The organism is Salinivibrio sp. MA607, assembly GCF_001996245.1.
In the GTDB taxonomy this organism is placed as follows: Bacteria; Pseudomonadota; Gammaproteobacteria; order Enterobacterales; family Vibrionaceae; genus Salinivibrio; species Salinivibrio costicola.
In genome coordinates this window covers 75208-98415 of sequence record NZ_MUFJ01000004.1, presented here as the reverse complement: position 1 = coordinate 98415, position 23208 = coordinate 75208, and the positions used below count along the sequence as shown (strand labels likewise).

Annotated in this window: 16 protein-coding genes, 1 tRNA gene and 1 pseudogene; 8 read left to right on the top strand and 10 right to left on the bottom strand. The window is 50.1% G+C overall.

Annotated features, from left to right (window positions below; genetic code table 11):
* Nucleotides 1-25: 25 nt before the first annotated feature.
* On the bottom strand, nucleotides 26-1960 hold the full coding sequence (locus BZG81_RS03265) for a PrkA family serine protein kinase (protein ID WP_021022282.1): 1935 nt from the start codon (nucleotides 1958-1960) through the stop codon (nucleotides 26-28).
* Nucleotides 1961-2239: 279 nt separating this feature from the next.
* On the opposite strand from BZG81_RS03265, the gene BZG81_RS03260 reads away from it, so the two are divergent.
* The gene (locus BZG81_RS03260; protein WP_158009961.1) at nucleotides 2240-2998 is read left to right on the top strand and encodes a MipA/OmpV family protein; all 759 of its coding nucleotides are present in this window, start codon (nucleotides 2240-2242) and stop codon (nucleotides 2996-2998) included.
* Nucleotides 2999-3131: 133 nt separating this feature from the next.
* On the opposite strand, the gene BZG81_RS03255 is transcribed toward BZG81_RS03260, so the two are convergent.
* Both BZG81_RS03255 and gap read right to left on the bottom strand, forming a co-directional pair.
* The gene (locus BZG81_RS03255; RefSeq protein ID WP_077676726.1) at nucleotides 3132-4013 is read right to left on the bottom strand and encodes a D-hexose-6-phosphate mutarotase; all 882 of its coding nucleotides are present in this window, start codon (nucleotides 4011-4013) and stop codon (nucleotides 3132-3134) included.
* A gap of 113 nt (nucleotides 4014-4126) precedes the next feature.
* A complete protein-coding gene (gene gap / locus BZG81_RS03250; protein WP_021022285.1) occupies nucleotides 4127-5122 on the bottom strand; it encodes a type I glyceraldehyde-3-phosphate dehydrogenase in 996 nt (331 codons plus the stop codon).
* Between the two features lie 185 nt (nucleotides 5123-5307).
* Here gap and BZG81_RS15575 point away from each other — a divergent pair, with 185 nt between their 5' ends.
* The gene (locus tag BZG81_RS15575; protein WP_158011824.1) at nucleotides 5308-5484 is read left to right on the top strand and encodes a hypothetical protein; all 177 of its coding nucleotides are present in this window, start codon (nucleotides 5308-5310) and stop codon (nucleotides 5482-5484) included.
* Here the strand turns inward: BZG81_RS15575 and BZG81_RS03245 are convergent.
* Nucleotides 5458-6306 carry a DUF2989 domain-containing protein gene (locus BZG81_RS03245; RefSeq protein ID WP_077676725.1) on the bottom strand — a complete coding sequence of 283 codons (849 nt, stop codon included), beginning with the start codon at nucleotides 6304-6306 and terminating at the stop codon, nucleotides 5458-5460. The genes BZG81_RS15575 and BZG81_RS03245 overlap by 27 nt on opposite strands.
* 153 nt (nucleotides 6307-6459) lie before the next feature.
* On the opposite strand from BZG81_RS03245, the gene BZG81_RS03240 reads away from it, so the two are divergent.
* Nucleotides 6460-6741, top strand: a complete 282-nt coding sequence (locus BZG81_RS03240) for a YeaC family protein (RefSeq protein ID WP_077460372.1) — start codon at nucleotides 6460-6462, stop codon at nucleotides 6739-6741.
* A gap of 154 nt (nucleotides 6742-6895) precedes the next feature.
* Here BZG81_RS03240 and ansA read toward each other — a convergent pair whose 3' ends face one another.
* Nucleotides 6896-7909, bottom strand: a complete 1014-nt coding sequence (ansA, locus tag BZG81_RS03235; protein ID WP_077576339.1) for an asparaginase — start codon at nucleotides 7907-7909, stop codon at nucleotides 6896-6898.
* A gap of 132 nt (nucleotides 7910-8041) precedes the next feature.
* Complete coding sequence (gene sppA, locus BZG81_RS03230) at nucleotides 8042-9928, bottom strand: signal peptide peptidase SppA (protein WP_077676724.1); 1887 nt, start codon at nucleotides 9926-9928, stop codon at nucleotides 8042-8044.
* 215 nt (nucleotides 9929-10143) lie between these two features.
* Here sppA and BZG81_RS03225 point away from each other — a divergent pair, with 215 nt between their 5' ends.
* From BZG81_RS03225 to BZG81_RS03215, 3 genes are all read left to right on the top strand, one after another.
* A complete protein-coding gene (locus tag BZG81_RS03225; RefSeq protein ID WP_077676723.1) occupies nucleotides 10144-12156 on the top strand; it encodes an NADPH-dependent 2,4-dienoyl-CoA reductase in 2013 nt (670 codons plus the stop codon).
* Nucleotides 12157-12228: 72 nt separating this feature from the next.
* Nucleotides 12229-12777: an NAD(P)H nitroreductase gene (locus BZG81_RS03220; protein WP_021022292.1), complete on the top strand. Its 549-nt coding sequence runs from the start codon at nucleotides 12229-12231 to the stop codon at nucleotides 12775-12777.
* A 115-nt stretch (nucleotides 12778-12892) separates the two neighbouring features.
* Nucleotides 12893-14845, top strand: coding sequence for a DNA topoisomerase III (locus BZG81_RS03215; protein WP_077676722.1), 1953 nt, complete (start codon nucleotides 12893-12895; stop codon nucleotides 14843-14845).
* 59 nt (nucleotides 14846-14904) lie between these two features.
* Here the strand turns inward: BZG81_RS03215 and BZG81_RS15845 are convergent, their stop codons facing one another.
* Nucleotides 14905-15228, bottom strand: a complete 324-nt coding sequence (locus BZG81_RS15845) for a sulfite exporter TauE/SafE family protein (RefSeq protein WP_274533580.1) — start codon at nucleotides 15226-15228, stop codon at nucleotides 14905-14907.
* A gap of 95 nt (nucleotides 15229-15323) precedes the next feature.
* Nucleotides 15324-15662, bottom strand: a pseudogene (locus BZG81_RS15840) (sulfite exporter TauE/SafE family protein); the annotation flags it as partial.
* Between the two features lie 232 nt (nucleotides 15663-15894).
* Here BZG81_RS15840 and BZG81_RS03205 point away from each other — a divergent pair.
* Nucleotides 15895-18855, top strand: coding sequence for a bifunctional diguanylate cyclase/phosphodiesterase (locus BZG81_RS03205; RefSeq protein ID WP_077676721.1), 2961 nt, complete (start codon nucleotides 15895-15897; stop codon nucleotides 18853-18855).
* A 111-nt stretch (nucleotides 18856-18966) separates the two neighbouring features.
* Nucleotides 18967-21045 carry an alpha-amylase gene (locus BZG81_RS03200; protein ID WP_077676720.1) on the top strand — a complete coding sequence of 693 codons (2079 nt, stop codon included), beginning with the start codon at nucleotides 18967-18969 and terminating at the stop codon, nucleotides 21043-21045.
* A gap of 87 nt (nucleotides 21046-21132) precedes the next feature.
* On the opposite strand, the gene BZG81_RS03195 is transcribed toward BZG81_RS03200, so the two are convergent.
* Together BZG81_RS03195 and BZG81_RS03190 are read right to left on the bottom strand one after the other, a co-directional pair.
* A tRNA-Pro gene (locus BZG81_RS03195) sits at nucleotides 21133-21209 on the bottom strand.
* 104 nt (nucleotides 21210-21313) lie between these two features.
* On the bottom strand, nucleotides 21314-23194 hold the full coding sequence (locus BZG81_RS03190; protein WP_077676719.1) for a DUF3413 domain-containing protein: 1881 nt from the start codon (nucleotides 23192-23194) through the stop codon (nucleotides 21314-21316).
* Nucleotides 23195-23208 lie beyond the last annotated feature (14 nt).

Below are 23208 nucleotides of genomic sequence, written 5' to 3'. Positions count from 1 at the left end.
CCCGTCATCTGCGTCAACCCGTAGGCTACGACGATTTACGCACGCGCAAATACCATTCGGCGAGCAAGCGAACTTGCTTGCGGGTATAGCCTTTTTCCATCATTCGGGCGACAAAGTCGTCGTGTTTTTTCTGCTCGTCGCTTGAGGTCTTAGTATTGAACGAAATCACCGGCAGCAGATCTTCCGTATTGGAGAACATCTTTTTCTCAATCACGGTTTTCAGCTTCTCATAACTGGTCCACGCCGGATTCTTGCCTTCATTATTCGCTCGAGCACGGAGCACAAAGTTAACGATTTCGTTACGGAAATCTTTCGGGTTACTGATACCCGCTGGCTTTTCGATTTTCTCCAACTCGCCATTAAGCGCTGAACGATCAAACAGCTGACCAGTATCTGGGTCGCGGAATTCTTGATCTTGAATCCAGAAATCGGCATACGTGACATAGCGGTCAAAAATATTCTGGCCGTACTCAGAGTAAGACTCGAGATAGGCGGTTTGGATCTCTTTGCCAATAAACTCGATATATTTAGGAATTAAGTAGCCCTTCAAGTGCTCTAAATAGCGCTCGGCGACCTCTTGTGGGAATTGCTCCCGCTCGATTTGCTGCTCCAGGACATAGAACAAATGCACAGGGTTAGCCGCGACCTCGGCGTGATCAAAGTTGAAAACACGTGACAAAATCTTGAAGGCAAAACGGGTTGATAGTCCATCCATACCCTCATCGACCCCAGCAAAATCTCGGTATTCTTGGTAAGACTTGGCTTTTGGATCGGTATCTTTGAGTGTTTCCCCATCATACACACGCATCTTCGAATAAATGCTTGAGTTTTCAGGATCTTTTAAGCGCGACAATACCGTAAAGCGCGCCAGAATATCGAGTGTGCTTGGCGAGCAAGGCGCATGGCGTAATTCACTGGTCGCCAACAATTTGTCGTAAATATGGATTTCATCCGAAATTCGCAAACAATAGGGTACTTTGACAATGTAAACCCGGTCGAGGAAGGCCTCGTTATTTTTGTTATTGCGGAATGACTGCCATTCGGATTCATTTGAGTGGGCCAAAATGATGCCGTCAAATGGCAATGCCGAAAGCCCTTCTGTACCGTTGTAGTTACCTTCTTGCGTTGCCGTGAGTAGGGGATGAAGCACTTTAATCGGTGCTTTAAACATCTCGACAAACTCCATCATGCCTTGGTTAGCCCGGCAAAGCGCACCGGAGTAAGAATAGGCATCAGGATCATCTTGTGAATAATGTTCAAGTTGGCGAATATCCACTTTACCAACCAAGGCAGAGATATCCTGGTTGTTTTCATCGCCTGGCTCCGTTTTGGCAACGCCAACTTGATTGAGAATAGAGGGACGGAGCTTAACCACTTTAAATTGGCTGATATCGCCGCCAAATTCTTTTAATCGCTTAGCGGCCCAAGGCGACATAATATGTTGAACGTAGCGCTGTGGAATGCCATATTCTTGTTCGAGTAGGTGGCCATCTTCAGTCGCATCAAACAGGCAAAATGGGTGATCATTCACTGGGCTACGTTCGCCATTGGCGGTTAGTACATAAATCGGCATCTGCTGCATCAAGCTTTTTAGCTTCTCGGCCAATGACGATTTCCCCCCACCGACAGGGCCCAGTAAGTAAAGAATTTGTTTGCGCTCTTCTAAGCCTTGAGCGGCATGTTTAAGGTATGAGACGATTTGCTCGATCGAATCTTCCATACCATAAAAGTCTTTGAACGTTGGGTAACGTGAAATGACACGGTTAGAGAAAAGTCGGCTGAGCCGAGGGTCGAGCGAAGTATCAACCTTTTCCGGTTCGCCAATCGCCATCAGCAAACGTTCCGCGGCATTGGCATACGCGCCGCGATCATCTCGGCATAGATCCAAGAATGCTTGAAGGCTCATTTCTTCGTCTTTCGCTTCTTCGTAGCGCTGACGATAGTGATCAAAAATAGTCATGGTCTTGCCCCCTAAATCGTCTGATAACTCGAAAAGAAAAGGCGCAAAGTTGGCTGGATGTTCCCTTTCCTTTTTATAAGGTTAGACCGCATTGCTCGATCTTGCGTGAAAGAATTGTTTGTTTTTTCGATAATTTTTGTTGAGTGATTTGTATGCCTGTCTTGCCAATATATTGACAGCGGGTGTTCAAGCTAGTGATATATGCTGGTGGTGATTATTTTGCCAGCTAGGGGGACTGGGCTTACATTGGCCAGCCGTTAAACAATAARGGAAAGGATGATGAATATAGCAAGAGAAACGGCTTGGGTAGTGTGTGCGTTGGCACTGACTTCCGGCAATGTTTATGCAGACACGCGGGTATCAGCAGGGGTGATCGGCGCGTTTTCACCCCAGGTGTACAAAGACACGGATACCGACCCACTTGTGGTACCGACAGTCAACCTTGATACCGACCACTTTTACTTTCGCGGTCTCACTGCCGGCGCACGTCTGGCACCGAAAGACTCGACACACAATCTCGTCGTATCAGCGACCTATGACCCTCGTCGTTTCGATCCTGCCGATACCGACGATCCGCAATTGAGCCAGCTCGACAAGCGCGATGCATCGATTGTGGCAGCGCTTGCCTACCAATACCATTCACCTATCGGACGTTTTCAGGCGGCTGTTGGCGAAGGCGTGACCCATGATAGGGACGGGGTATATGGCGAAGTGAGTTGGAAATATGGATTTAATCACCCGCGTTGGGGCGTCTCTCCGGAAGTAGGGTATGCCTACAATAGCCATGAGTTAAATAAGCACCTTTATGGGGTCAGCGCCACTGAAGCATCGCGTGTTTCAGGCATTGAGGCGTATGAGCCAGGCTCTGCGGGCCATTACTTTGTTGGTGCCAGTGGCTATTTTATGCTGACCGAGCGCATCCAACTGCTTGGTGGTGTGCGCTATACCAACCTCGATGATGAAATAGCGAACAGCCCAATGGTGGACCAATCTACCGCCGCTTCCGGCTATCTCGGTGTTAATTATGTCTTTATGTAGCCAGGTGTTTATGTAGCCAAGTCTTTATGTAACCAAGTCTTTATATAAAAAAGTCTTTATATAAAAAAGTCTCTATATAAAAAAAGTCTCTATGTAACAACGCGGCCACCTTATACCAAGGTGGCCGCTTTGTTTAGCGTCGCGCTTTTTCATCACATAACGTTGTGGCCAGGGTATAGGTTTGCCCTGGCGATACCAGGGTATCTGGTTGCTCAAGCGCGGCCTCAATGCAAACAAAATGTTGATAGCCATCGTCATCCATGTCTGCCATTTGTACTGAGGCAGCTTGTCCAGGGTTCCATATCACCGCGCTGGTCGCGTCTTGGTTGGTGACATAAACGCGACGGTTACCGGCCGGATCGGTGAGTGACAGTGTATCGCGCGCCCCGGTATAAATGCGATCCACGGGGCTTTCAAACGTGACCTTTCCCGGAGCAGGTTGAGCCGCACCGGCACTGAAATTATCGAGGTACTGATTACCAACCCCGTCTATATAAGCCTGCTCGCTGTCCGCGACGGTCAGGTAGCTGTGTAACGCGCCGCCCATCCTCCAATCATGCTGATCGGTATTGGTGACGGCGAGGGAAATCGTGGCTTTTTGTGTCAGGGTGAAAGTGATGGTTGCTTCAAAACGATGGGGCCAGAGTGCCATTGACTGGGCAGATTCAGACAGCTTCAGTTGCACAATCACGCCATCCGGTTGCTCGTCAACCTGCGCCAATTGCCACATCTGTCGACGCGCAAAGCCATGCGAAGGCGAGCCCGATTGTCCAAACCAAGGCCAACAAATAGGGACGCCGCCTCGTAATGGTGTTTGCGCATCGTAGACGGCGTTGCGACTCATCCAAACCAGTGAGGATTCACCTGTAGGCGCAAAGGAGAGTAAGTGTCCGCCGAAAAGACTGATGGTGGCGGCGCACGATGGGTGACTCACGCGAAGAATCGGGACCGATTGCCGATAGCATAAATCGACCGAGGCGGAGAGTTGACGTTCAAAAAGCAAAGACATGGACATAGCTTAAACCTCTTCGGGGAGTGTCTACGAACAAAAACCGGCTCATTGGATAGGCGCCAGATACACAAAAGGCGGCTCTAGGCCGCCTTTATCGATACTATTGTAATTGCTACTTACTTAGAGATGTGTGCAACTAGGTCAAGTACTTTGTTTGAGTAGCCGATTTCGTTGTCGTACCAAGAAACCACTTTCACGAAGTTGTCAGTCAGCGCGATACCTGCTTTAGCATCGAATACTGAAGTTTGTACTTCGCCGATGAAGTCTTGAGAAACAACTGCATCTTCAGTGTAACCAAGTACACCTTTCAGCTCGCCTTCAGACGCTTCTTTCATTGCCGCACAGATTTGGTCATAAGACGCTGCTTTTTCTAGGTTAACAGTCAAGTCAACCACTGAAACGTTGGCAGTTGGCACACGGAACGCCATACCAGTTAGTTTACCATTAAGCTCTGGCAGTACTTTACCAACCGCTTTGGCTGCACCTGTTGAAGATGGGATGATGTTCTGAGATGCACCACGGCCGCCGCGCCAGTCTTTCGCAGAAGGACCGTCAACGGTTTTCTGAGTCGCAGTGGTTGCGTGAACAGTGGTCATCAGGCCAGATACGATACCGAACTTGTCGTTCAGTACTTTCGCGACAGGCGCTAGGCAGTTCGTGGTGCAAGATGCGTTAGAAACGATATCTTGACCCGCGTAATCGCTGTGGTTAACACCCATAACGAACATTGGCGTTGCGTCTTTTGATGGACCAGTTAGAACAACTTTCTTCGCACCCGCTTGGATGTGTTGACGCGCTGTTTCGTCAGTTAGGAAGATACCGGTCGCTTCAGCAACAACGTCAACACCCACTTCATCCCACTTAAGGTCTGTTGGGTTACGTTCTGCTGTTACGCGTACGGTTTTGCCGTTAACGATCAGGTTACCACCTTCAACTTCTACGGTGCCGTTAAAACGGCCGTGAGTTGAATCGTATTTCAGCATATAAGCCATGTATTCAACGTCGATAAGATCGTTGATTGCTACCACGTCGATGTCGTTACGTTCTACAGACGCACGAAATACGAAACGGCCGATACGGCCAAAACCGTTAATACCTACTTTGATAGTCATTATGTTGCTCCACAACTTAATTTCTAGTGAGATTAAACTGGTAGTAAAATTACAGAATAGGACCCCGCCATGCAAGGGTAATCGCAGCCAAAATTGTCTAAAATCAAAAAAAAGTACGGATTTTTTTTACATCGCCTAAACATTTGGCGCCCTTACGGCCATGCCTGTGTTGTCTTTAATCAACCGTGGATAAAGAACAATCAGGCTTGGCGCAACAACTGGTACTTGATAGCGTAGAAGCAGAAGGGCAATTACGAAAGGTAAACTGGTACGACAAGTTTGACGTGACCGGTTTACCTTTGATTGAGCGTTGCTTTTTACTGAGTGGTTGCCTTTTACTGAGTAATGGGTGCGAGCAATGACGCTTGAAAATTGCCATCGTCGATCGCGGCTGATATTTCAAATGCCAATTGCTGCAGTGACGTCTCCTGTTGTTCGCTCAGTGTGTAAAGTCGAGACAAACGATCACTGTTGGCAATGGGAAGATTGTAACTTTGCCCCACTTTCGCCCACAAATACGCATGTTCAAAGCGTTTAAGCGCATGATTGGTGGTGGCGAGTGATTTAATCACCTCTGGAATCACGTCTTGCTTTACGGTGAGATCGCGGCCGTCATACAGCTCCAACGCGTGCAATAAAATCTCCACGGTTTTAGCTTTATCCCGTGAGACATAATAGGTCGCCAGACCAAGTTGTAACTGGGGCGTTTCCAGATGGGGAGTGCCTTCAAGCTTTAAAAACTGGGGTAGGGCGCCGTTGTCACCCTGAGACCAACGGTAGTAAATCACCGGTGGTTGATAAGAGGCTTCCAGTTCATCTTCCAAACGAGCAATCGCATCATAAGCATGGTAGACCGCCTCCGTACGCTTGGTTTTGCGTTGTTTGAGTGTGGTAGGCTCAATTTCAGCTACCAGCTCCATACAGCGCAAGTACGCCTTTGTTTGCTTGAGTTCGGTAAGTTTATTGAGATCGGTTGGCTTTTGGTCAACCGCCAAACGATCGAAAATCAGGTCCGAGCGCTCAAATCGGCATTGTCCGTCGCCAATGTTTAGCCCTTCGCATAATTCGGGGTGCGTTTCGCACACTTGATTGGTGGTCGGTTGTCCATCGCAGCCGACGAGTAGCAGTAAACTCGTGACAAGACCGAGACGATAAACGTAGCGAGTAAGTAATCGTAAATTCATTATTTGTCGTACCCTGAGTCAACTACGTCGAGTATACGTTATCTTTGAGTGTAGTTGATGCGTAAAAGCGTGATAAAGCGCACTGTGCTAAACATGCCGTCTACCGACCAAGATCAGGCATAATAGTCGGACCCGGACCACACAGAGGTAATCATGGATATAGAACAAGTCTTAAAAGCAATGACGCCTGAAATATACGATCGTTTGTGTTACGCGGTAGAAACCGGTAAATGGCCTGATGGTACCAGCCTTAATCAAGCACAACGCGATCAAGCCTTGCAAGCCGTTATGCTTTACCAATCACGTCATAACAGCCAGCCTCAGCATATGACGGTCGCGAAAGGGGGTCAGGTGACTTGGAAATCAAAAGCCGAGCTCAAGCGTGAATTTGCCGGTCAAGATGGGCAGCGCATCGATATTGAGACCAAGCACTAGTGCTAACCCAATCAGCACCAATGCTGATCGAATAGATTGGGTGGCACGCCTTGTGGGATATGCTTTGCTGAACTTGTCCTCGCTAAAAAGTAAACGCCGGCATTCGGCCGGCGTAATCGTCACAATAGCGTTCACTGTCACTTCTGTTCACACGCTAATAATAGCTGAGCTCACCACGTAAATCTTTTTGCACCCAAGTTCGCAAGGTTTCAAAGGGTAATGACTGACTGAGCAAGAAGTGAAGCTTGGCTAACGCCGCTTCGGGTGTCATGTCATAGCCACTCAGTACACCCGCATCGGCCAGCGCACAGCCGGTCGCATAGCCACCCATATTGACCCGTCCTGCCAAGCATTGAGTGAGATTCAACACCAGCACACCGCGATCCGTAGCCTGTTTGAGTAAATCGAGTAACTCGGGATTTTGTGGTGCGTTGCCGACCCCAAAGGTTAATAAGATCATCGCATTGACGGGCTGTTTAAGCGCATTTCTGACAACGTCTGGCGAAATGCCCGGATACATCATGATCACGGCAACCGGTTGATCGCTAATAGTATGGACCTTAAACGGCCCTTGCGAAGGTTGATTGAGCTTGTCCGCTTTTACCTCAATATGAATCCCAGCTTCAAGCAACGCTGGCAAGTTGGGTGAGGTAAACGCGTTAAACCCGTCAGCATGCGACTTAGTGCTCCGATTGCCGCGCAGAAGTTGGTTGTTAAAAAACAGCGTCACTTCGTTCACCGGATAATTCGATGCAATATGCAGTGCGTTGAGCAGGTTGGCTTGCCCGTCGGAACGCAACTCAGCAATCGGGATCTGGGAGCCGGTGACAATGACCGGCTTTTCTAAATTTTCTAACATAAATGACAGCGCCGATGCTGTGTATGCCATGGTATCTGTGCCATGCAATATCACAAAGCCGTCATATGCGTGGTAATTTTCGCCAATATCGTCCGCAATCCGTTGCCAATCCGTTGGCGTCATGTCCGATGAATCAATGAGTGGTTCGTACTCATGGATAGTAAAAAGCGGCATTTCTGGACGATGGAATTCAGGCATGTTTTCCAACTGTTGCTGGAGAAAGCCGGACACTGGGACATAACCATGATCAGATTTTTGCATCCCGATCGTGCCACCAGTGTAAGCAATATAAATATGTTTACGTTCCATCATGTCAAATCTGCATTTAATGAGCGTGAGCACAGTATACATGTAACGATTACATCGGTAATACCGAGCGACACACAGAATAGAAGAAAAACAGAGAAGAGGCCCTGACCGAACGGCCAGGGCGAGTGGTTCCTACTGATACTCACAGTTTAAGCAGAATAAGTAACGACCTTGCGGATCGTTAAACTTTTCCAGCAAGTTTAACGACTGCCACTGGGGCGATGCCGTCAACTGGCGCGCAATCGATGGCATTGTCGCTTGCACCGCTTCACCGAGCACGTTGGCGCTTTGCCCCAGCACTTCGTTGATAAATTGCTCAAACGGCGTCAGTGGCTGTTGCATCCAATCTAGTTGATAGTTTTCGAGGTTAGCCAGTTCAGCGGCGGCAGACACGGCGTCGTCAAAGTCACCCAAGCTGTCAACTAATCCCAAACTCAAGGCATCTTGTCCCGTCCATACGCGACCTTGAGCGACTTGGTTTGCCTTTTCCATCGACATATCGCGATGGTTGCTGACCAATGACAAGAAGCGATGGTAACCATGCTCAATGCCTAACTGCATGATATCTCCTACCTCGTCTGGCAGTGCCCGCGTTACGCCAACCCCTGCAAACGGTGTGGTGCCGACACCATCAGACTGCACGCCGAGATCACCCAGCGTATTCTCAAAGGTGGTGAACAAGCTAAAAATACCGATTGAGCCGGTAATCGTGGTGGGCTGAGCGATAATACGATCGGCGCTGGCAGATAACCAATAACCGCCAGAGGCGGCGACACTCGACATCGAGACCACCACAGGTTTACCCGCTTCGCGTAGCGCATCCACTTCATTACGGATAATTTCAGAGGCGAATGCACTGCCCCCCGGACTATCGACGCGAAGCACGACCGCTTTCACACTGCTGTCAAGGCGGGCATCGCGCAGCATAGCGGCAGTGGTATCGCCACCCACGGTCCCTGGGCGCTGACGTCCATCCATGATCGGCCCACTGGCGACCACGACGGCGATATTATCACTGCCTGGCAGGCTAAAGCCGCTTTGTATTTTTGGCAGATAATCGTAATAGCCGGTGTATTCGAAGCTGTCTTCACCGTCACTGCCAAATTTATCGGCCAAATAGCGACGAATTTGCTGACGCGTCATGCGCTTATCGACAATGCCAAGATGCTCAGAGAGGGCGGCAAAATCGCCATCAAAGTCACGCAATGAGGCGAGTAATTGCTTCGCGCTCGGGGACAGAACACTCGGCTCGATGCCACGATTGTTCGCCACATCGCTGACATAGGCATCCCACAGCTGAGATAACCAAGCTTGATTGGCTTCTCGGGCAGCGTCTGACATATTGTTGCGTGTGTATGGCTCCACAAATGACTTATAAGTACCGACTCGGAACACGTGTGTGCTCACATCGAGCTTATCGAGTAGGTCCTTCCAATATAAGTTGTAACTGCCGTAACCTTGCAACATCACCATACCATCGGGTGACATCAGGACTTCATCGGCATAACTGGCCAAGTAATACTGGCTTTGACTGTAGGTGCCGCCAATTGCAATCACAGGTTTACCGCTGTTTTTGAAGTCCTCGATGGCTTTGGCGATGTATCGTAGCTTGGTCAGACTGGTAGAAGGCATATCGCCTAGGCTTAATACTAAGCCATTAATCTGTTCATCCGTCGCGGCATGGCGCACGGTATCAACAATATCAAACAACACGTTCTCGGTTTCTATCGGTTGTCCGAGCGCATTGCGAGATAAGGTATCAACAGGACTTAAGCGCTGTTGTTGTTCAACAATAGGGCCGTCAATATTGAGTAGGAGCGCCCGTGGCTCTGGCTCACTTTGCGCCACTTTTGCGGTAGCGGGGTCCTTTGAGGTCAGCGGCGTATCGGCAGTAAAAGCAAAGTAGATTGCCACGATCACGCCTATGAAAAGGACGTTTAACAAAAGTTGGCGGGCGAAACTGAGAATACGCCACAACCATCGGAATAGGGATGCAATAAAGCGAAACAGTTTTTTCATACGTGAGTCCATCGGTGCATGTCGCTGATATCCTAGCTGATCAGAGCTCAGATCGATAGGCTATCAACCGCGTCATTGTTCTATAATACCGAGCGAAAGTCCTACCCAGATCAATAATTCACGATTTTATGTTGCCAGATTGTAAACGAATGTTTGAAATCACGTGTCCGTCAGCGCTATAGTCTGGTCAGACCACAACAATAAGTGAGCAAGCGATGGAACAGCACCCTTATCCCCACATGCTAGCCCCGCTCGATCTTGGGTTTACTACCCTGAAAAATCGTGTCTTGATGGGCTCAATGCATACCGGGCTTGAAGAAGCAAACGATGGTTTTAAAAAATTGGCGGCTTTTTATGCTGAGCGAGCCAAAGGTGAGGTGGGGCTCATTGTAACAGGCGGATTTTCGCCTAATTTTCGTGGCCGTCTGACCCCATTTAGTGCCCAGTTTAGCTCTGGACGCGCGGCGCGTGCACACCGCGCAATCACCGAAGCTGTTCATGAAAATGGCGGCAAAATCGCGCTGCAATTACTTCATGCCGGTCGCTATGCGTTTCATCCGTTCGCCCAAAGTGCGTCAGCGATTCGCGCGCCAATCAGTAAGTTCACCCCGTTTGAAATGAGCGAGCGGGCGATTTGGCGTACGATTAAAGCCTTTGGCCGCAGTGCCGCGCTTGCTCGCGAAGCTGGCTATGACGGGGTCGAGATCATGGGCTCTGAAGGCTACCTGATCAATCAGTTTTTCTGCCACCGCGCCAACCGCCGTTATGACCAATGGGGCGGGCCAGTCGACAATCGTATGCGGTTTGCGGTTGAAGTGATGCGAGCGGTGCGTCAAGCCGCCGGTGATGACTTTATTGTTATTTTTCGTCTATCGATGCTGGATTTGGTCGAGCAAGGCAATACCTTTGAAGACGTGGTCACGCTCGCGAAAGGCCTAGAAAAAGCAGGCGTCACTATTATTAACACCGGTATTGGCTGGCATGAAGCGCGAGTGCCTACTATCGCGACCCAGGTGCCACGAGGCGCATTTAGCTGGGTCACTGAAAAACTAAAAGGCGAGGTATCGGTGCCGTTAGTCACCTGTAACCGTATTAATACCCCAGAGGTTGCCGAGTCGATTCTCGCCAAGGGGCAAGCGGATATGGTCTCCATGGCGCGCCCATTCTTAGCCGATGCTGAATTCGTTGCGAAGGCCAAAGCCGACCAGTCGAATGACATTAATACGTGTATTGCCTGCAACCAAGCCTGTCTGGACCATGTCTTTAAAGGCAAGCGTGCCAGTTGTTTGGTTAACCCTAAAGCTTGTTATGAAACCGAGCTCGTGGCAACGCCTGTACGCCAAGTGAAACAAGTGGCGGTAATTGGTGGCGGAATGGCCGGGATAAGCTGTGCCACTGAAGCGGCTGAACGCGGACATGACGTGACCTTGTTCGAAAAAGCGGATCGGCTCGGCGGCCAGTTTAATTTAGCGATGACGATTCCGGGAAAAGAAGAATTTAAAGAAACCATTCGCTACTACCTTAGACGATTGGAAAAAGCAGGCGTGACGGTCAAGCTTAATCAAGCCACTGATGTCGATACATTGCGTGCGTTTGACGATATTGTTGTCGCCACGGGTGTGAAGCCACGCCGTCCCGCCATTGAAGGCATTGATCACCCGAGCGTTATTGATTATCAAACCTTTATTCGTGAACAGCCTGAGCTGGGGAGCCATGTCGCCATTATCGGTGCTGGTGGGATCGGCGTTGATGTCGCGACCATGATTACCGAACCCAAAAATCAAAGTTTGGACGCTTGGCTCAATGAGTGGGGAATCGATAAGACTATTACCCACGAAGGCGGACTCTACCCTGGGCACGATACGCTTAGCGACAAGCAGGTGTGGGTATTGCAGCGTCGCGAAGGACGAGTCGGAAAAGGTCCGGGCAAAACCACCGGTTGGATCCATCGAAAAACGTTACAAAAGCGTGGTGTGAATCTTGTCGGTGGCGTGAGCTACCATAAAATTGACGATGAAGGCCTGCATATCAGTGTTAAAGGAGAAGCACACCTGATCCCTGCCACCCAGATCATCTTGTGTGCGGGGCAAGAATCGGTGAATACGTTGGCCGAGCAGCTTGATGATGCCAGTGTCTCTTACCATTTAATTGGTGGTGCCGAGCATGCGGGAGAGCTCGATGCGAAGCGAGCCATTCGCCAGGGGATTGAGACAGCCTTGGCGCTTTAGCGGCGGGAGTCTGTGCTAATATGCTGATATCCGCTCATGCAGTGAGCACTAAACGGTTAAAAAGGATAAACCATGGACGCACTTGATTTGCTATTAAAGCGCCGCTCTGTGCCACGATTAGCAGCGCCAGCGCCGAGCGGTGAAGCACTAGAAAACATTATTCAAGCAGGATTACGAGCCCCTGATCATGGCGCACTAACGCCGTGGCAGTTTGTGATTTGCGAGGGAGATGGGCTGACGCGGCTTTCAACCATTTTAGCCGAGGCAGCACAGGCCAACGGCGCGGATGAAACGGCAGTGAAAAATGCCAAAAACGCACCCTTTCGGGCCCCGATGGTGGTGGCCGTGATTGCGCGTACACGTGTGCATGACAAAGTTCCGACCATTGAGCAGCATATTTCTGCGGGATGTGCGACGCATGCGATGCAAATGGCAGCGGTCGCACAAGGGTATCAGGGCTTTTGGCGCACTGGCGCATTTGCATACCACCCCGCTGTGAGAGAGGCGTTAGCCGTTGAAGGCGATGATCATATCGTGGGTTTTTTGTACTTAGGAACGCCTGATTGTGCGGCGGCTAATGCGCCTAAACGCGATACTAGCCAGTTTGTCTCTTATCTTTAAGCCACGAGAAGGGCTTGGTTAATCGAGTAAACCTGTGCATATGTACAGGTTTTTTATTGCGCCTCGATCGTGCTTTGCATACCATGCGGACAGCGACTGATAAAGAGACTCTGTCATGGCACGATTATTTATTGCGGAAAAACCGAGTTTAGGGCGCGCAATTGCCGCAGGCCTGCCTAAGCCTCATAAAAATCAGAAAGGATACATTGAAACAGGGCAAGGCGATGTGGTCACCTGGTGTATTGGCCACTTACTCGAACAAGTCGAGCCCGAGGCTTATGACAGCCGCTATAAAAAATGGCATCTGGCTGACCTTCCTATCGTGCCTCAACAATGGCAATTGCGCCCACGCAAAGCCGCCTCGGGCCAGCTGTCCGTGGTTAAAAAACTGATTAAGCAATTTGATCAGCTGGTTCATGCCGGCGACCCAGACCGCGAAGGGCAGCTGCTGGTGGATGAAGTGATTGACTATGCGAAGGTCAGTCAGAGCAAAAAAGCCAATATAAAACGCCTTTTGATCAGTGATTTAAACCTCTCTGCGGTAAAAAAATCGCTCAGCAACATGCAAGACAATAAGGGTTACATGCCCTTATCTGTTTCCGCGTTAGCTCGGTCACGTGCCGATTGGGTCTATGGGATGAACCTAACGCGCGCTTATACCCTGCTAGGGCAACAGGCCGGTTATCAAGGCGTATTGTCGGTCGGGCGGGTACAAACGCCGGTGCTTGGCCTGGTGGTGCGACGCGATCACGCAATCAAACATTTTATTCCCCATCCGTATTATCAGCTCGACGCCATCATTGCTCATCAAGGGAGTGAAATACGCGCGCGATGGCAGCCCAGTGACGCCTGCGCCAAATGGCAAGACGAGCAAGGGCGCGTACTTTCTCGGTCACTCGCCGACAATGTCGCCAATCGAATTACGGGGCAGCCAGCCACGGTCACTGACGCGGAACGTCAGCAGCGAAAGCAAGCGGCGCCACTGCCTTATAACTTGTCAGCCTTGCAAATAGACGCATCAAAGCGATTTGGTTTTAGCGCCCAAAAAGCCCTGGATGTGTGCCAACAACTGTATGAGCGCCACAAGATCATTACCTATCCGCGATCGGATTGTCGTTACTTACCTAAAGGGCACTTCGCTGAGGCGCCCAAGGTGTTGGCAGCGATTAAAAAGGGGTGTCAGACACTGATCCAGGCTTGTGACAGAGCGGATCCAAAACGCAAAGGCAAAGCATGGAACGATGCCAAAGTCGGTGCGCACCATGCGATTATTCCAACCGCGAAAGCTGCGCCTGCGAGCTTGTCAGGCGATGAAGCGAAAATTTATCAGCTGGTGGCGCGCCAATATGTGATGCAGTTTTATCCGCCTGCCGAGTATGCAGAAGGAAAACTGGTGTTCGATATTGCCGGTGGCTGTTTTATTGCCAAAGGCAAGGTGCTCACTCAAGCGGGCTGGCGCGCGCTGTTGCCCTCCACGCAAACCGCAGACAGTGACGCCACGCCTTTGCCCTTAATGGAGAAAGGTGAGCAAGCGCAGTGTGAGCGTGGCGACATTAAAGACTGCATGACCGAGCCACCGGCTGCGTTTACCGAATCCAGTTTGTTACAAGCGATGACCGGCATTGGCCGCTATGTGCAAAACAAAGCACTGAAAGAGATACTACGAGAAACCGATGGGCTCGGGACCGAAGCCACTCGGGCTGGGATTATTGAGCTGTTGGTAAAACGTGGTCTTTTGAATCGACAAGGAAAAACACTTCACGCGACAGCCAGTGGAACGGGATTAATTGATGCCTTACCCGACAGTGCGACCTACCCGGATATGACCGCTGATTGGGAGCGGCAGCTGCAAGATATGGCGGACCGACAATGCGCGTATCACCCCTTTATGCAAGCGTTAACCGACAAGGTCGCGGGCTTGATTGAAAGTGTAAAAACCTCACCACCGCCTGCCTCTTTGCAAGGTTTACCGGCTGCGCCGGCAAAAACATTTAAACGTAAAACACGGCGCACCAGCAGTCGTCGTAAAGGAGCGGCGAAATCAACGGGTAAGACCGCGGCACAATAACCGCACCAGTATACTCGATCAAAAAATGCAGTGTTCGCCCGACAACAGACTCGCTGTCACTAAAATAAATAGGCGGCGAGACAACCGACCAACGTCATCACAAACAAAAAGAGTTTTAATAGCTTGGGATTCGCGGAGATAGCAAATCGTACCGCAATCCGTGCCCCGACCATGGTCCCTATCGCCAGGATCAGCCCTGGCGCCCAGCGGATCAGATCATCGGCAATAAACACCAGCAGTGAAAGAGAGGTGAAAGCTAAGGTGCATGCCAGTTTGAGTGCATTACCACGGACCAAGTCGTAGTGTAAGGTGCCACATAGCGCGGCGAGCAAAACAAATCCGACCCCTGCTTGTACGAATCCGCCATAAAAGCCTGCGAGCATAAGACCAAACCATGCGGTGGGTGTGTCAGCCACCTTTTTGACTGGCGTACCGGCGGGGGGCCAAAAGTGGCTGGCTTAACCAGCATCACTACCGTCATGGTCAGCAAGGTACCGAGTAGCAAGGGTTTGACCCAACTGGTTGGCAACCATGCAGCGGCCAATGCGCCGCACAAGCCCCCGATTAAATTCGGTATCAATACCGGAATGATATCCTGAGTATCGAGCTTGTCATGTTGACGAAACCCGCTCATCCCTGACGCACACTGTAGCCATACCGCCACCCGATTGGTGGCGTTGGCGACATCGGCAGGCATGCCCATCACCATCAATGCAGGTAATGTTAGGTTAGAGCCACCACCCGCGAGGGTATTGATAATCCCGGCGATCACGCCCAAGCTCACCAAGATAAAACTGTATTCGAGACTGATCGCCATACACGCTCCTTGTTTGCAATCTCTTGTGTTTTTTGGATAAAGGCGGTTCGATTGTATCGCCAATGTGTGTATGTAACCGTTTGATCTTACGCATACAGAGCCTGTGTAATGCGGTGAAACTGACCGGTAACACTGGCGATTCTCTCTATGCCCTTTATAATCACGTGCTACACCTGAGGTTTTTGGTTAATGTTCGCTCCATAAGCAGGGCGAGATAAGGTTGTACCAGGTCATGCAACAAGCTGTTCCATCGGCACTTGATAAAGTCGCCCGCCGCTCGGCGCGAGTCGGATTCATTTATAATGTGGTTATCTCCGTGATGGTATTCATGTTTGCGGTGGTTTCCGTGGAGTTTTGGCTATATCAACAAGCCCATGACCAAGAAGTAAAAGACGTTCGTAACGCCTTGTTGGCCTACCGCTCGCGGATTGAGCTTAAAGTGACGCAGAATGTCGATTTAAGTCATGGACTGACCACCTATATCAGCTTAAATCCAGATCTGACGCAAGACCAATTTTCCCGCTTTGCCAGCCAGTTAAAAGCCAAATCTCCTCATATCCTCAATTTTGGCGCCGCGCGTAATTGGGTGATCAGTCATGTGTATCCTGAGAACCTAAAAACATCGTTAGTTGGGACGCGTTACCATGATGTGCCTGAGCAATTAGCCCATGTGCGAGCGGCGTATGCCTCCAGTGAGCCCGTGATTTCAGGGCCGGTCGATCTTCTTCAAGGCGGAACCGCCTTAATTGCACGTCAATCGATCATCAATCAAAACACAGGGTTACCCTGGGGCGTGTTATCCACGGTGCTCGATATTGATAGCCTTTTCTCCGCAAGCTTTGCCGAAGGCGAGGCGTATCCAGTGCGTGTGGTGTTGCAAGAAAAATCGACCGCCGAGGGGAGGTTTACCCCCATTTACGGTGAGCCTTCGATCTTAACGCAGTCCCCTGAATCCGTCGCAGTGAGCTTGCCTTCCGGCCACTGGCGCTTATTGGGGATCCCGCAAGACGGTTGGAAAAGTTTGCATCCTCACCCCACGGTATGGGGGGTTGGCTTGATTATCCTAGGGTTTTGGCTCGGCGGGTTATATGCTCGATTAAATGCTGGACGCAGCTTTGCGCAGTCGATTGGTCGCATGGTTGATGATAGTTACCGCTTTAGGAGTATCTTTAAACGCCATGATGCGGTGATGATGTTACTGGATGCCAAAAGTGGCGAAATTTTAGATGCTAATGACAGTGCCCAACGTTTTTATGGCTATGACCATGCAACGCTCACAGCGATGAGTATCAGCGAGATTAATACACAAGTCGACAGCACCCTCAAACAAAGCCTTTCACAGGCGAGACAGCGCGAGAAAAACTGCTTTATTTTTGAACATCGGCTAAAAAACGGTGAGAGTCGCCAGGTCGAGGTTCATTCATCCCCGATCACCGTTGGTAACGCCCGCCTGCTGTTCTCGGTTATCCACGATGTATCTGAACGGTTAGAGGTTGAACGTAAGTTGATGCTCAATGCGAAAATCTTTGAGCAATCGAGCGAAGGGGTGCTGATCACGGATGCGCAAGGTGCTATCGTCGCCGTCAATGGTGGCTTCAGTGCGATCACCGGGTATCAAGAAGAAGATGTCGTCGGCGCAATGCCATCCATCCTGAATTCGGGCCGTCATGACGCACATTTTTTCGCCGAAATGTGGCAGCAGATACATCAAGAGGGACATTGGAAAGGCGAAATCTGGAATCGCCGTAAAGATGGTATCGTGTATCCACAGCTTCTCTCGATCAGTGTGGTAAAAGATGACGCCGGTGACGTGGTGAATTATATCGGTGTTTTCTCTGATATCACCCAGCTTAAAGACTCAGAAAAAAAACTGATTGATTTGGCCCACTATGACTCGCTAACCGGATTACCGAATCGCCTGCTGCTTACGTCGCGCATTCGTCAAGCGATGAATAGGCAATCGGTCCAGCGTAACCAGCTGGCGTTGATGTTTCTCGATCTTGACCAGTTTAAGTTCGTCAATGATAGCCATGGCCATACCGTCGGTGATGAGCTCCTTAAATTAGTCAGTCAGCGCTTAGAGGGTCTGTTAGAGGAGGGCGATACCTTAGCCCGCCTCGGTGGCGATGAATTTGTGATCCTACGGGTGATTCATGCTGATGATAATGCCTGTATTCGCTTATCTGAAGATGTGATCCATGCCATGAATCGCCTGTTTATGCTCAAAGGTGGGATCGACGCTCAAATCGGTGTCAGTATCGGCATTGCCCAATATCCAGAGAATACCGCGAGTACTGATGATCTGCTGACGTTTGCCGATTCGGCGATGTATCACGCGAAAAAATCGGGGCGAAACACCTATGCGTTTTACAATGATGCGTTGACGGTAGAAGCGAATCACAAGTTACGTTTGGCGGTCGAGCTACGTCAGTGTGTGCAAAATGAAGAGTTAGAATTATATTACCAACCCCAGGTCGATCTGGTGACCGGCGATATTATTGGCGTCGAGGCGTTATTGCGTTGGCATCACCCAGAGCGGGGGCTGTTATCACCGTTTCACTTTATTGATGTCGCCGAAGAGCGCTCGATTATCCACGATATCACGCAGTGGGTGGTTGAGACTGGATGTCAGCAATTAAAAGTCTGGCAGGATGCGGGCGTCAACGTGTCTATGGCGGTGAATATCTCGCCGCGCAACCTTGCCGACGTGGCCTTTACGCAAGTGGTGTTTGAGGCCTTGGACCGCACCGGCGCCGATCCGCGCTTTTTAGAGTTAGAAATTACCGAAAATACCTTGATAGAAAACCAAGCCAACGCGTTAAAAGTGCTGGAGCAATTACGTGATAAAGGGGTTGGGATTGCGATCGACGATTTCGGCACTGGCTATTCATCGATGGCTTATCTCAAGCGCTACCCCATTTCAAAATTAAAAATTGATCGTCATTTCATTAAAGACATACAAAGCCAATCACCCGATGAACAAGAAGTGGCAATTGTGTCGGCTATGATTGCCATGGCCGATAGCCTTGGGATGGGGGTCGTTGCTGAGGGCATTGAGACCTTGCATCAACAGGCGATTTTGCATGAATTGGGCTGCACCTTTGGTCAAGGGTTTCTCTATCGCCGTCCTATTCCCGCCGTGGAGATGAGCGAATTGTTAGGCCTGGATCCGGAGGGAGAGTGCGGCGCGTAATCGGCTCCTCCTCTAACTGTCATCGCTCACAATTTTAGGGCGCAGAGGCAGGAATGATGTCAATGCCTTGCTGTTTTTTTACCCTGATAGAAAATGGCAAGGAGCACAATCATGACTTTTTTCTTTCCTCGACAGCGGCTGGCCATCGCGGTAGCGGCCTCGTTGACTATGGCAGCGTCGTTTTCCACTGCGGCGGCCCCGCATATCACGGTAACCACAGCAACGACACAGTCTGATCGACCGCTTGATCCCAACGCCCCAGCGGTCTTCTCGTTAGGTAAGAACACCTACCAAATCAGTGTGGAAGGGATAGCAGGTGACTGTCAGGCCGCGTCTCCCGAGAACGCGAAATTTAATACGCCCATTCCGCTTTCTTGCCAAGATCAGACAAACTTTGAACTTACCGTGCGTTTTGCTGGGGATTACGGGTTTTATTATCAGCCAGAGACGGAAACAATCCGCGTTAAACGTGAACCGAAAAAGACCGCATCAAGGTTTAAACGCCCGTTGCCCGATGTCCAGTGTCACCGCTATCAAGGTGGGCCGGTCACCCTCTCTTTGGGAGAGAGTTTTGCCGATGGCACGCAATTAAAAGAGGCGCTCAGTGGCCAGGTTGTCACGGTGAAAAATCACAGCGTGACGCTCACCCCAGCCTCTGAAAGTGGTGGGTTGGTGTTGCTCGCCCCGGTTACAGCACCAGAGCCAGATTTTACCTATCGCAATGCAAACATTTATTTTGTCATGGTGGACCGATTCAGTAACGGCGATCCGAGTAACGATCACAGCTATGGGCGGCGTCAGGATAAAGCGCAAAACATTGGCACTTTTCATGGCGGAGATCTGCAAGGCGTGATCGACAAATTGGATTATATCCAATCGCTCGGCACCGATGTGATCTGGTTATCGCCGATCGTAGAGCAGGTTCACGGGTTTGTCGGTGGTGGCAGCCAAGGGGACTTTCCGTTTTATGCCTACCACGGCTATTGGTCGCGTGATTTTACCCAAGTAGACAACAACTTTGGTGATGATGCCACACTAAAAAAATTGGTCGACGAAGCGCATCAACGCGGACTAAAGGTGTTTCTGGACGCAGTCGTCAATCACCCAGGTTACGCAACGCTCGCGGATTTACAGCAAGACGGGATTGAGGTAGTCAATGACACTGAATTACCGGCGCAATGGCAAAATTGGCAGCCCGGTGACGGACAAAGCTGGCATGACTTTCATGATGCGATTGATTATAAGAGCACGAATTGGCAGCAGTGGTGGGGAAAAGACTGGGTACGCGCAGGATTACCGGGGTACGATGAGCCTGGCAGCAGTGATAAAACGCTGACCTTAGCCGGATTGCCTGACTTTAAAACTGAATCTTCGCAACCGGTGACCCCGCCACAATGGTTGCTCAACAATCCCGGCACGCGAGTAAAGGTGCGAGACAATTACACAGTGAGTGATTACTTACTTGAATGGCAAACCCAGTGGGTTGCGCGTTTTGGTATTGATGGTTTTCGTGTTGATACCGTCAAGCATGTTGATGGTGAGGTTTGGCGAGCGTTAAAAGCACACGCCTCGGAGGCATTGAAAAGCTGGCGCGCCGCTAATAATCAAACGGGCGAGCCCTTTTGGATGATGGGAGAAGTATGGGGGCACAATGCCTACCGGAGCCCTTATTTTGACCAAGGCTTTGATGCACTGATTAACTTTGATCTGCAAAAGCGGATGGACAAAGGGGCGTATTGTTTAAGTGAAATGGAAACCACGTATCACGCGTACGCTGAGACCATGCAAACAGAAGCGGATTTCATTCCGGTTAGCTATATGTCGTCTCATGATACCGAGCTCTTTTTTAGCCGTTTTAAAGATGCCAGCATGCAACGCGGTGCTGCCAACGCATTACTTCTGGCGCCCGGTGCGGTGCAAGTCTATTACGGTGATGAAGTTGGACGTGATTTAGGCCCTTACGGCGATGACTTTCACCAAGGAACACGCTCGGATATGGTGTGGCAGCGTAACGCCATGCAGGCGGGGTTATTAAACCATTGGCGAAAAGTGGGGCAGTTTAGGCAACGCCACCCTGCGGTAGGCGCGGGCACGCACCAAGTGATCCCTCAACCAGGCGCGTATGTCTTTTCCCGGCAATATGGAGAAGACACCATTGTTGCCGCGTTTGTCGGGCGCCAAGCCGAATAAGTGTCCGCCGCGAACAGGATGTTTATCCTTGTTGAACGTACCATACGAAAAAGCCCGTCACTCATTGAGCGACGGGCTTATATGTATTGGTCGGTCTGACTGGATTTGAACCAGCGACCCCTGACACCCCATGACAGTGCGCTACCAGGCTGCGCTACAGACCGACTAAGCGCTATATTACGAATCGACCTAATGACTGTCAATTGCTAAACGCGGTTGTTTCCCGGTTTTTCAATTGTTTGGCTACTTATGCGCCACTTATTGGCCATTATTGCGGCTCGTGATCCTCAGGATAATAGAAACGCTTTAATTCGTGCATCACTTGCATCAATAGTGACAACTGGGGCTTGCCTTCGGGAAGTGGGGTGTAGTGGCGATCATAGACTTTATAATTGCCAAATTTATCCACCACCGTGGTTTTTTGTGGCTGTATCACCACAATATCGCGACTGTCACCGGCCAACACCCATTTGCGTGATTGGCTCTCGAGCTCAAACAGATTCACACCGCTACTGTAACTGTTGGCGGGTGAGCTCACCGATAGCATCGACTCCATCAATGTCGGTGCCACATCAAGGTGGCTACTGTAATGATTGATCTGCTCGGCCGGTTGATTAGGCCAGTGCATCACCATCGGTACTTGAAGCTGATAACGGCTGTAGTTTGAGTTCGACCCCCAACTATTCATCCCGGTTTCATTAAATTCCATGCCGTGGTTTGCCGTAATCATCACTACGGTATTGGCTAGCTTTCCCGAAGTCTCAAGCTGTTGAATCAGTTCGCCCAATTGCTCATCCAGATAGTGAGCGGCATTGTTATAGCTATTTTTGAGGACCAAGCCTGTTTGCTGGTCGACACCGGCCATTCCACTGTTAAGCGCTGGTTGGAAAGGTTGCGCATAGTCGCCGCCTTGCTCATATTCATTCACCGTGGCGAGCTCTAAATAACCAAACCAAGGTGTATTTGCTTGGCGCCCTTGTAGCCAGCTTTGCATCGAGGTGATCGCACTGGCATCGGCCTGCCAAGCCGGTGCCTCTGACTGTGTATCTCGGTCGAGTGCGCGACTAAAAATACTTTGATAGTAAATGGGGTTAGAAAAGTTATCGCCACTGAACAGCCCGAGTTGATAGCGACGTTGATTGAGTGTATCCATCAATACAGGACGCAAACCCTCAGTTCGCGCGCTTTGCGCATAGCTGCCCGGCAGTCCATAAAAGAAACCAAACAAACCGGCCATATCATCGTTGCTGCTACTGAAGTGATTCTTAAACCACAGATTATCGGTAGCGAAACGATGCAGGTGAGGCATAGTGACTGGGTTAAGCATATCGGCACGCAACCCTTCAACCATCACCACCAATAAGTTTGGGCGGTATTTGTTGGCGTCTGACGCAAATGACAGTGGCTCCAACGGATAACGAATCACCTCGCTGGTTTCTTGGCCGCGCTGCTCGCGTAGGCGTTGATACTCTTGTCGATCGAGCAAGCCATACTTTTCCATAAAGGTTTTTGCTGTCATCGGGTACGAGACAGGAAAGGTCGAACGCTGCGCCGTGACCGGGCTATAAATGAACGCATCGGCCCAGATATGGATTAAATGGCTGGCAATAAAGCAAAGAGCAAACACGCTGGCAACCGGAACACCAACGCGTTTACGGGTTAATTTACGCAGCTTACGCCACACCCACTCGGCCATGACCAGCTCTAAGATAAAGATCACCGGCCCAGCAATAAATAAATACTGCCAGTGGGCATTCATATCGGTTTTTTCGCCGCTTAAAAGCAGCTCCCACACCAAGGGGTTAAGATGTAGGTGTAAGGTTTGATAGGCGTAAATATCTAGCAGCAATACCATCATTCCGACAGTCGCGACTATTACCGCAAAAAGCCGCATAAGACGCTGAGACGGGATGATAAAACTGGCTGGAAAAATGATCAGAATATAAAGCGCAAAAACCAGGAAACCGAAGTGGCCGACCCAGTTAAAGATCAAGTAGCTTTGCCCTAATAGGGTGTCTGGCCACCCAGATTGGCTGATATAGCGGGTGCCCAGCAACATAGCGGCAATGATGTTGAAAAAGCTAAACCAATGCCCCCAACTGATCAGCTGGGATACTTTGTCGCGATACGATGTTCCGCTATCAACCATACAAATTTATTCTT

What these genes read in the sequence shown, in the direction of transcription:
- BZG81_RS03245 (WP_077676725.1), bottom strand. Translation starts at nt 6,306, where the DNA reads ATGAATTTACGATTACTTACTCGCTACGTTTATCGTCTCGGTCTTGTC.
- BZG81_RS03225 (WP_077676723.1), top strand. Translation starts at nt 10,144, where the DNA reads ATGGAACAGCACCCTTATCCCCACATGCTAGCCCCGCTCGATCTTGGG.
- BZG81_RS03260 (WP_158009961.1), top strand. Translation starts at nt 2,240, where the DNA reads ATGAATATAGCAAGAGAAACGGCTTGGGTAGTGTGTGCGTTGGCACTG.
- ansA (WP_077576339.1), bottom strand. Translation starts at nt 7,909, where the DNA reads ATGGAACGTAAACATATTTATATTGCTTACACTGGTGGCACGATCGGG.
- BZG81_RS03215 (WP_077676722.1), top strand. Translation starts at nt 12,893, where the DNA reads ATGGCACGATTATTTATTGCGGAAAAACCGAGTTTAGGGCGCGCAATT.
- BZG81_RS03255 (WP_077676726.1), bottom strand. Translation starts at nt 4,013, where the DNA reads ATGTCCATGTCTTTGCTTTTTGAACGTCAACTCTCCGCCTCGGTCGAT.
- sppA (WP_077676724.1), bottom strand. Translation starts at nt 9,928, where the DNA reads ATGAAAAAACTGTTTCGCTTTATTGCATCCCTATTCCGATGGTTGTGG.
- BZG81_RS03200 (WP_077676720.1), top strand. Translation starts at nt 18,967, where the DNA reads ATGACTTTTTTCTTTCCTCGACAGCGGCTGGCCATCGCGGTAGCGGCC.
- BZG81_RS03240 (WP_077460372.1), top strand. Translation starts at nt 6,460, where the DNA reads ATGGATATAGAACAAGTCTTAAAAGCAATGACGCCTGAAATATACGAT.
- BZG81_RS03265 (WP_021022282.1), bottom strand. Translation starts at nt 1,960, where the DNA reads ATGACTATTTTTGATCACTATCGTCAGCGCTACGAAGAAGCGAAAGAC.
- gap (WP_021022285.1), bottom strand. Translation starts at nt 5,122, where the DNA reads ATGACTATCAAAGTAGGTATTAACGGTTTTGGCCGTATCGGCCGTTTC.
- BZG81_RS15845 (WP_274533580.1), bottom strand. Translation starts at nt 15,228, where the DNA reads ATGCTCGCAGGCTTTTATGGCGGATTCGTACAAGCAGGGGTCGGATTT.
- BZG81_RS03220 (WP_021022292.1), top strand. Translation starts at nt 12,229, where the DNA reads ATGGACGCACTTGATTTGCTATTAAAGCGCCGCTCTGTGCCACGATTA.
- BZG81_RS03205 (WP_077676721.1), top strand. Translation starts at nt 15,895, where the DNA reads ATGCAACAAGCTGTTCCATCGGCACTTGATAAAGTCGCCCGCCGCTCG.
- BZG81_RS03190 (WP_077676719.1), bottom strand. Translation starts at nt 23,194, where the DNA reads ATGGTTGATAGCGGAACATCGTATCGCGACAAAGTATCCCAGCTGATC.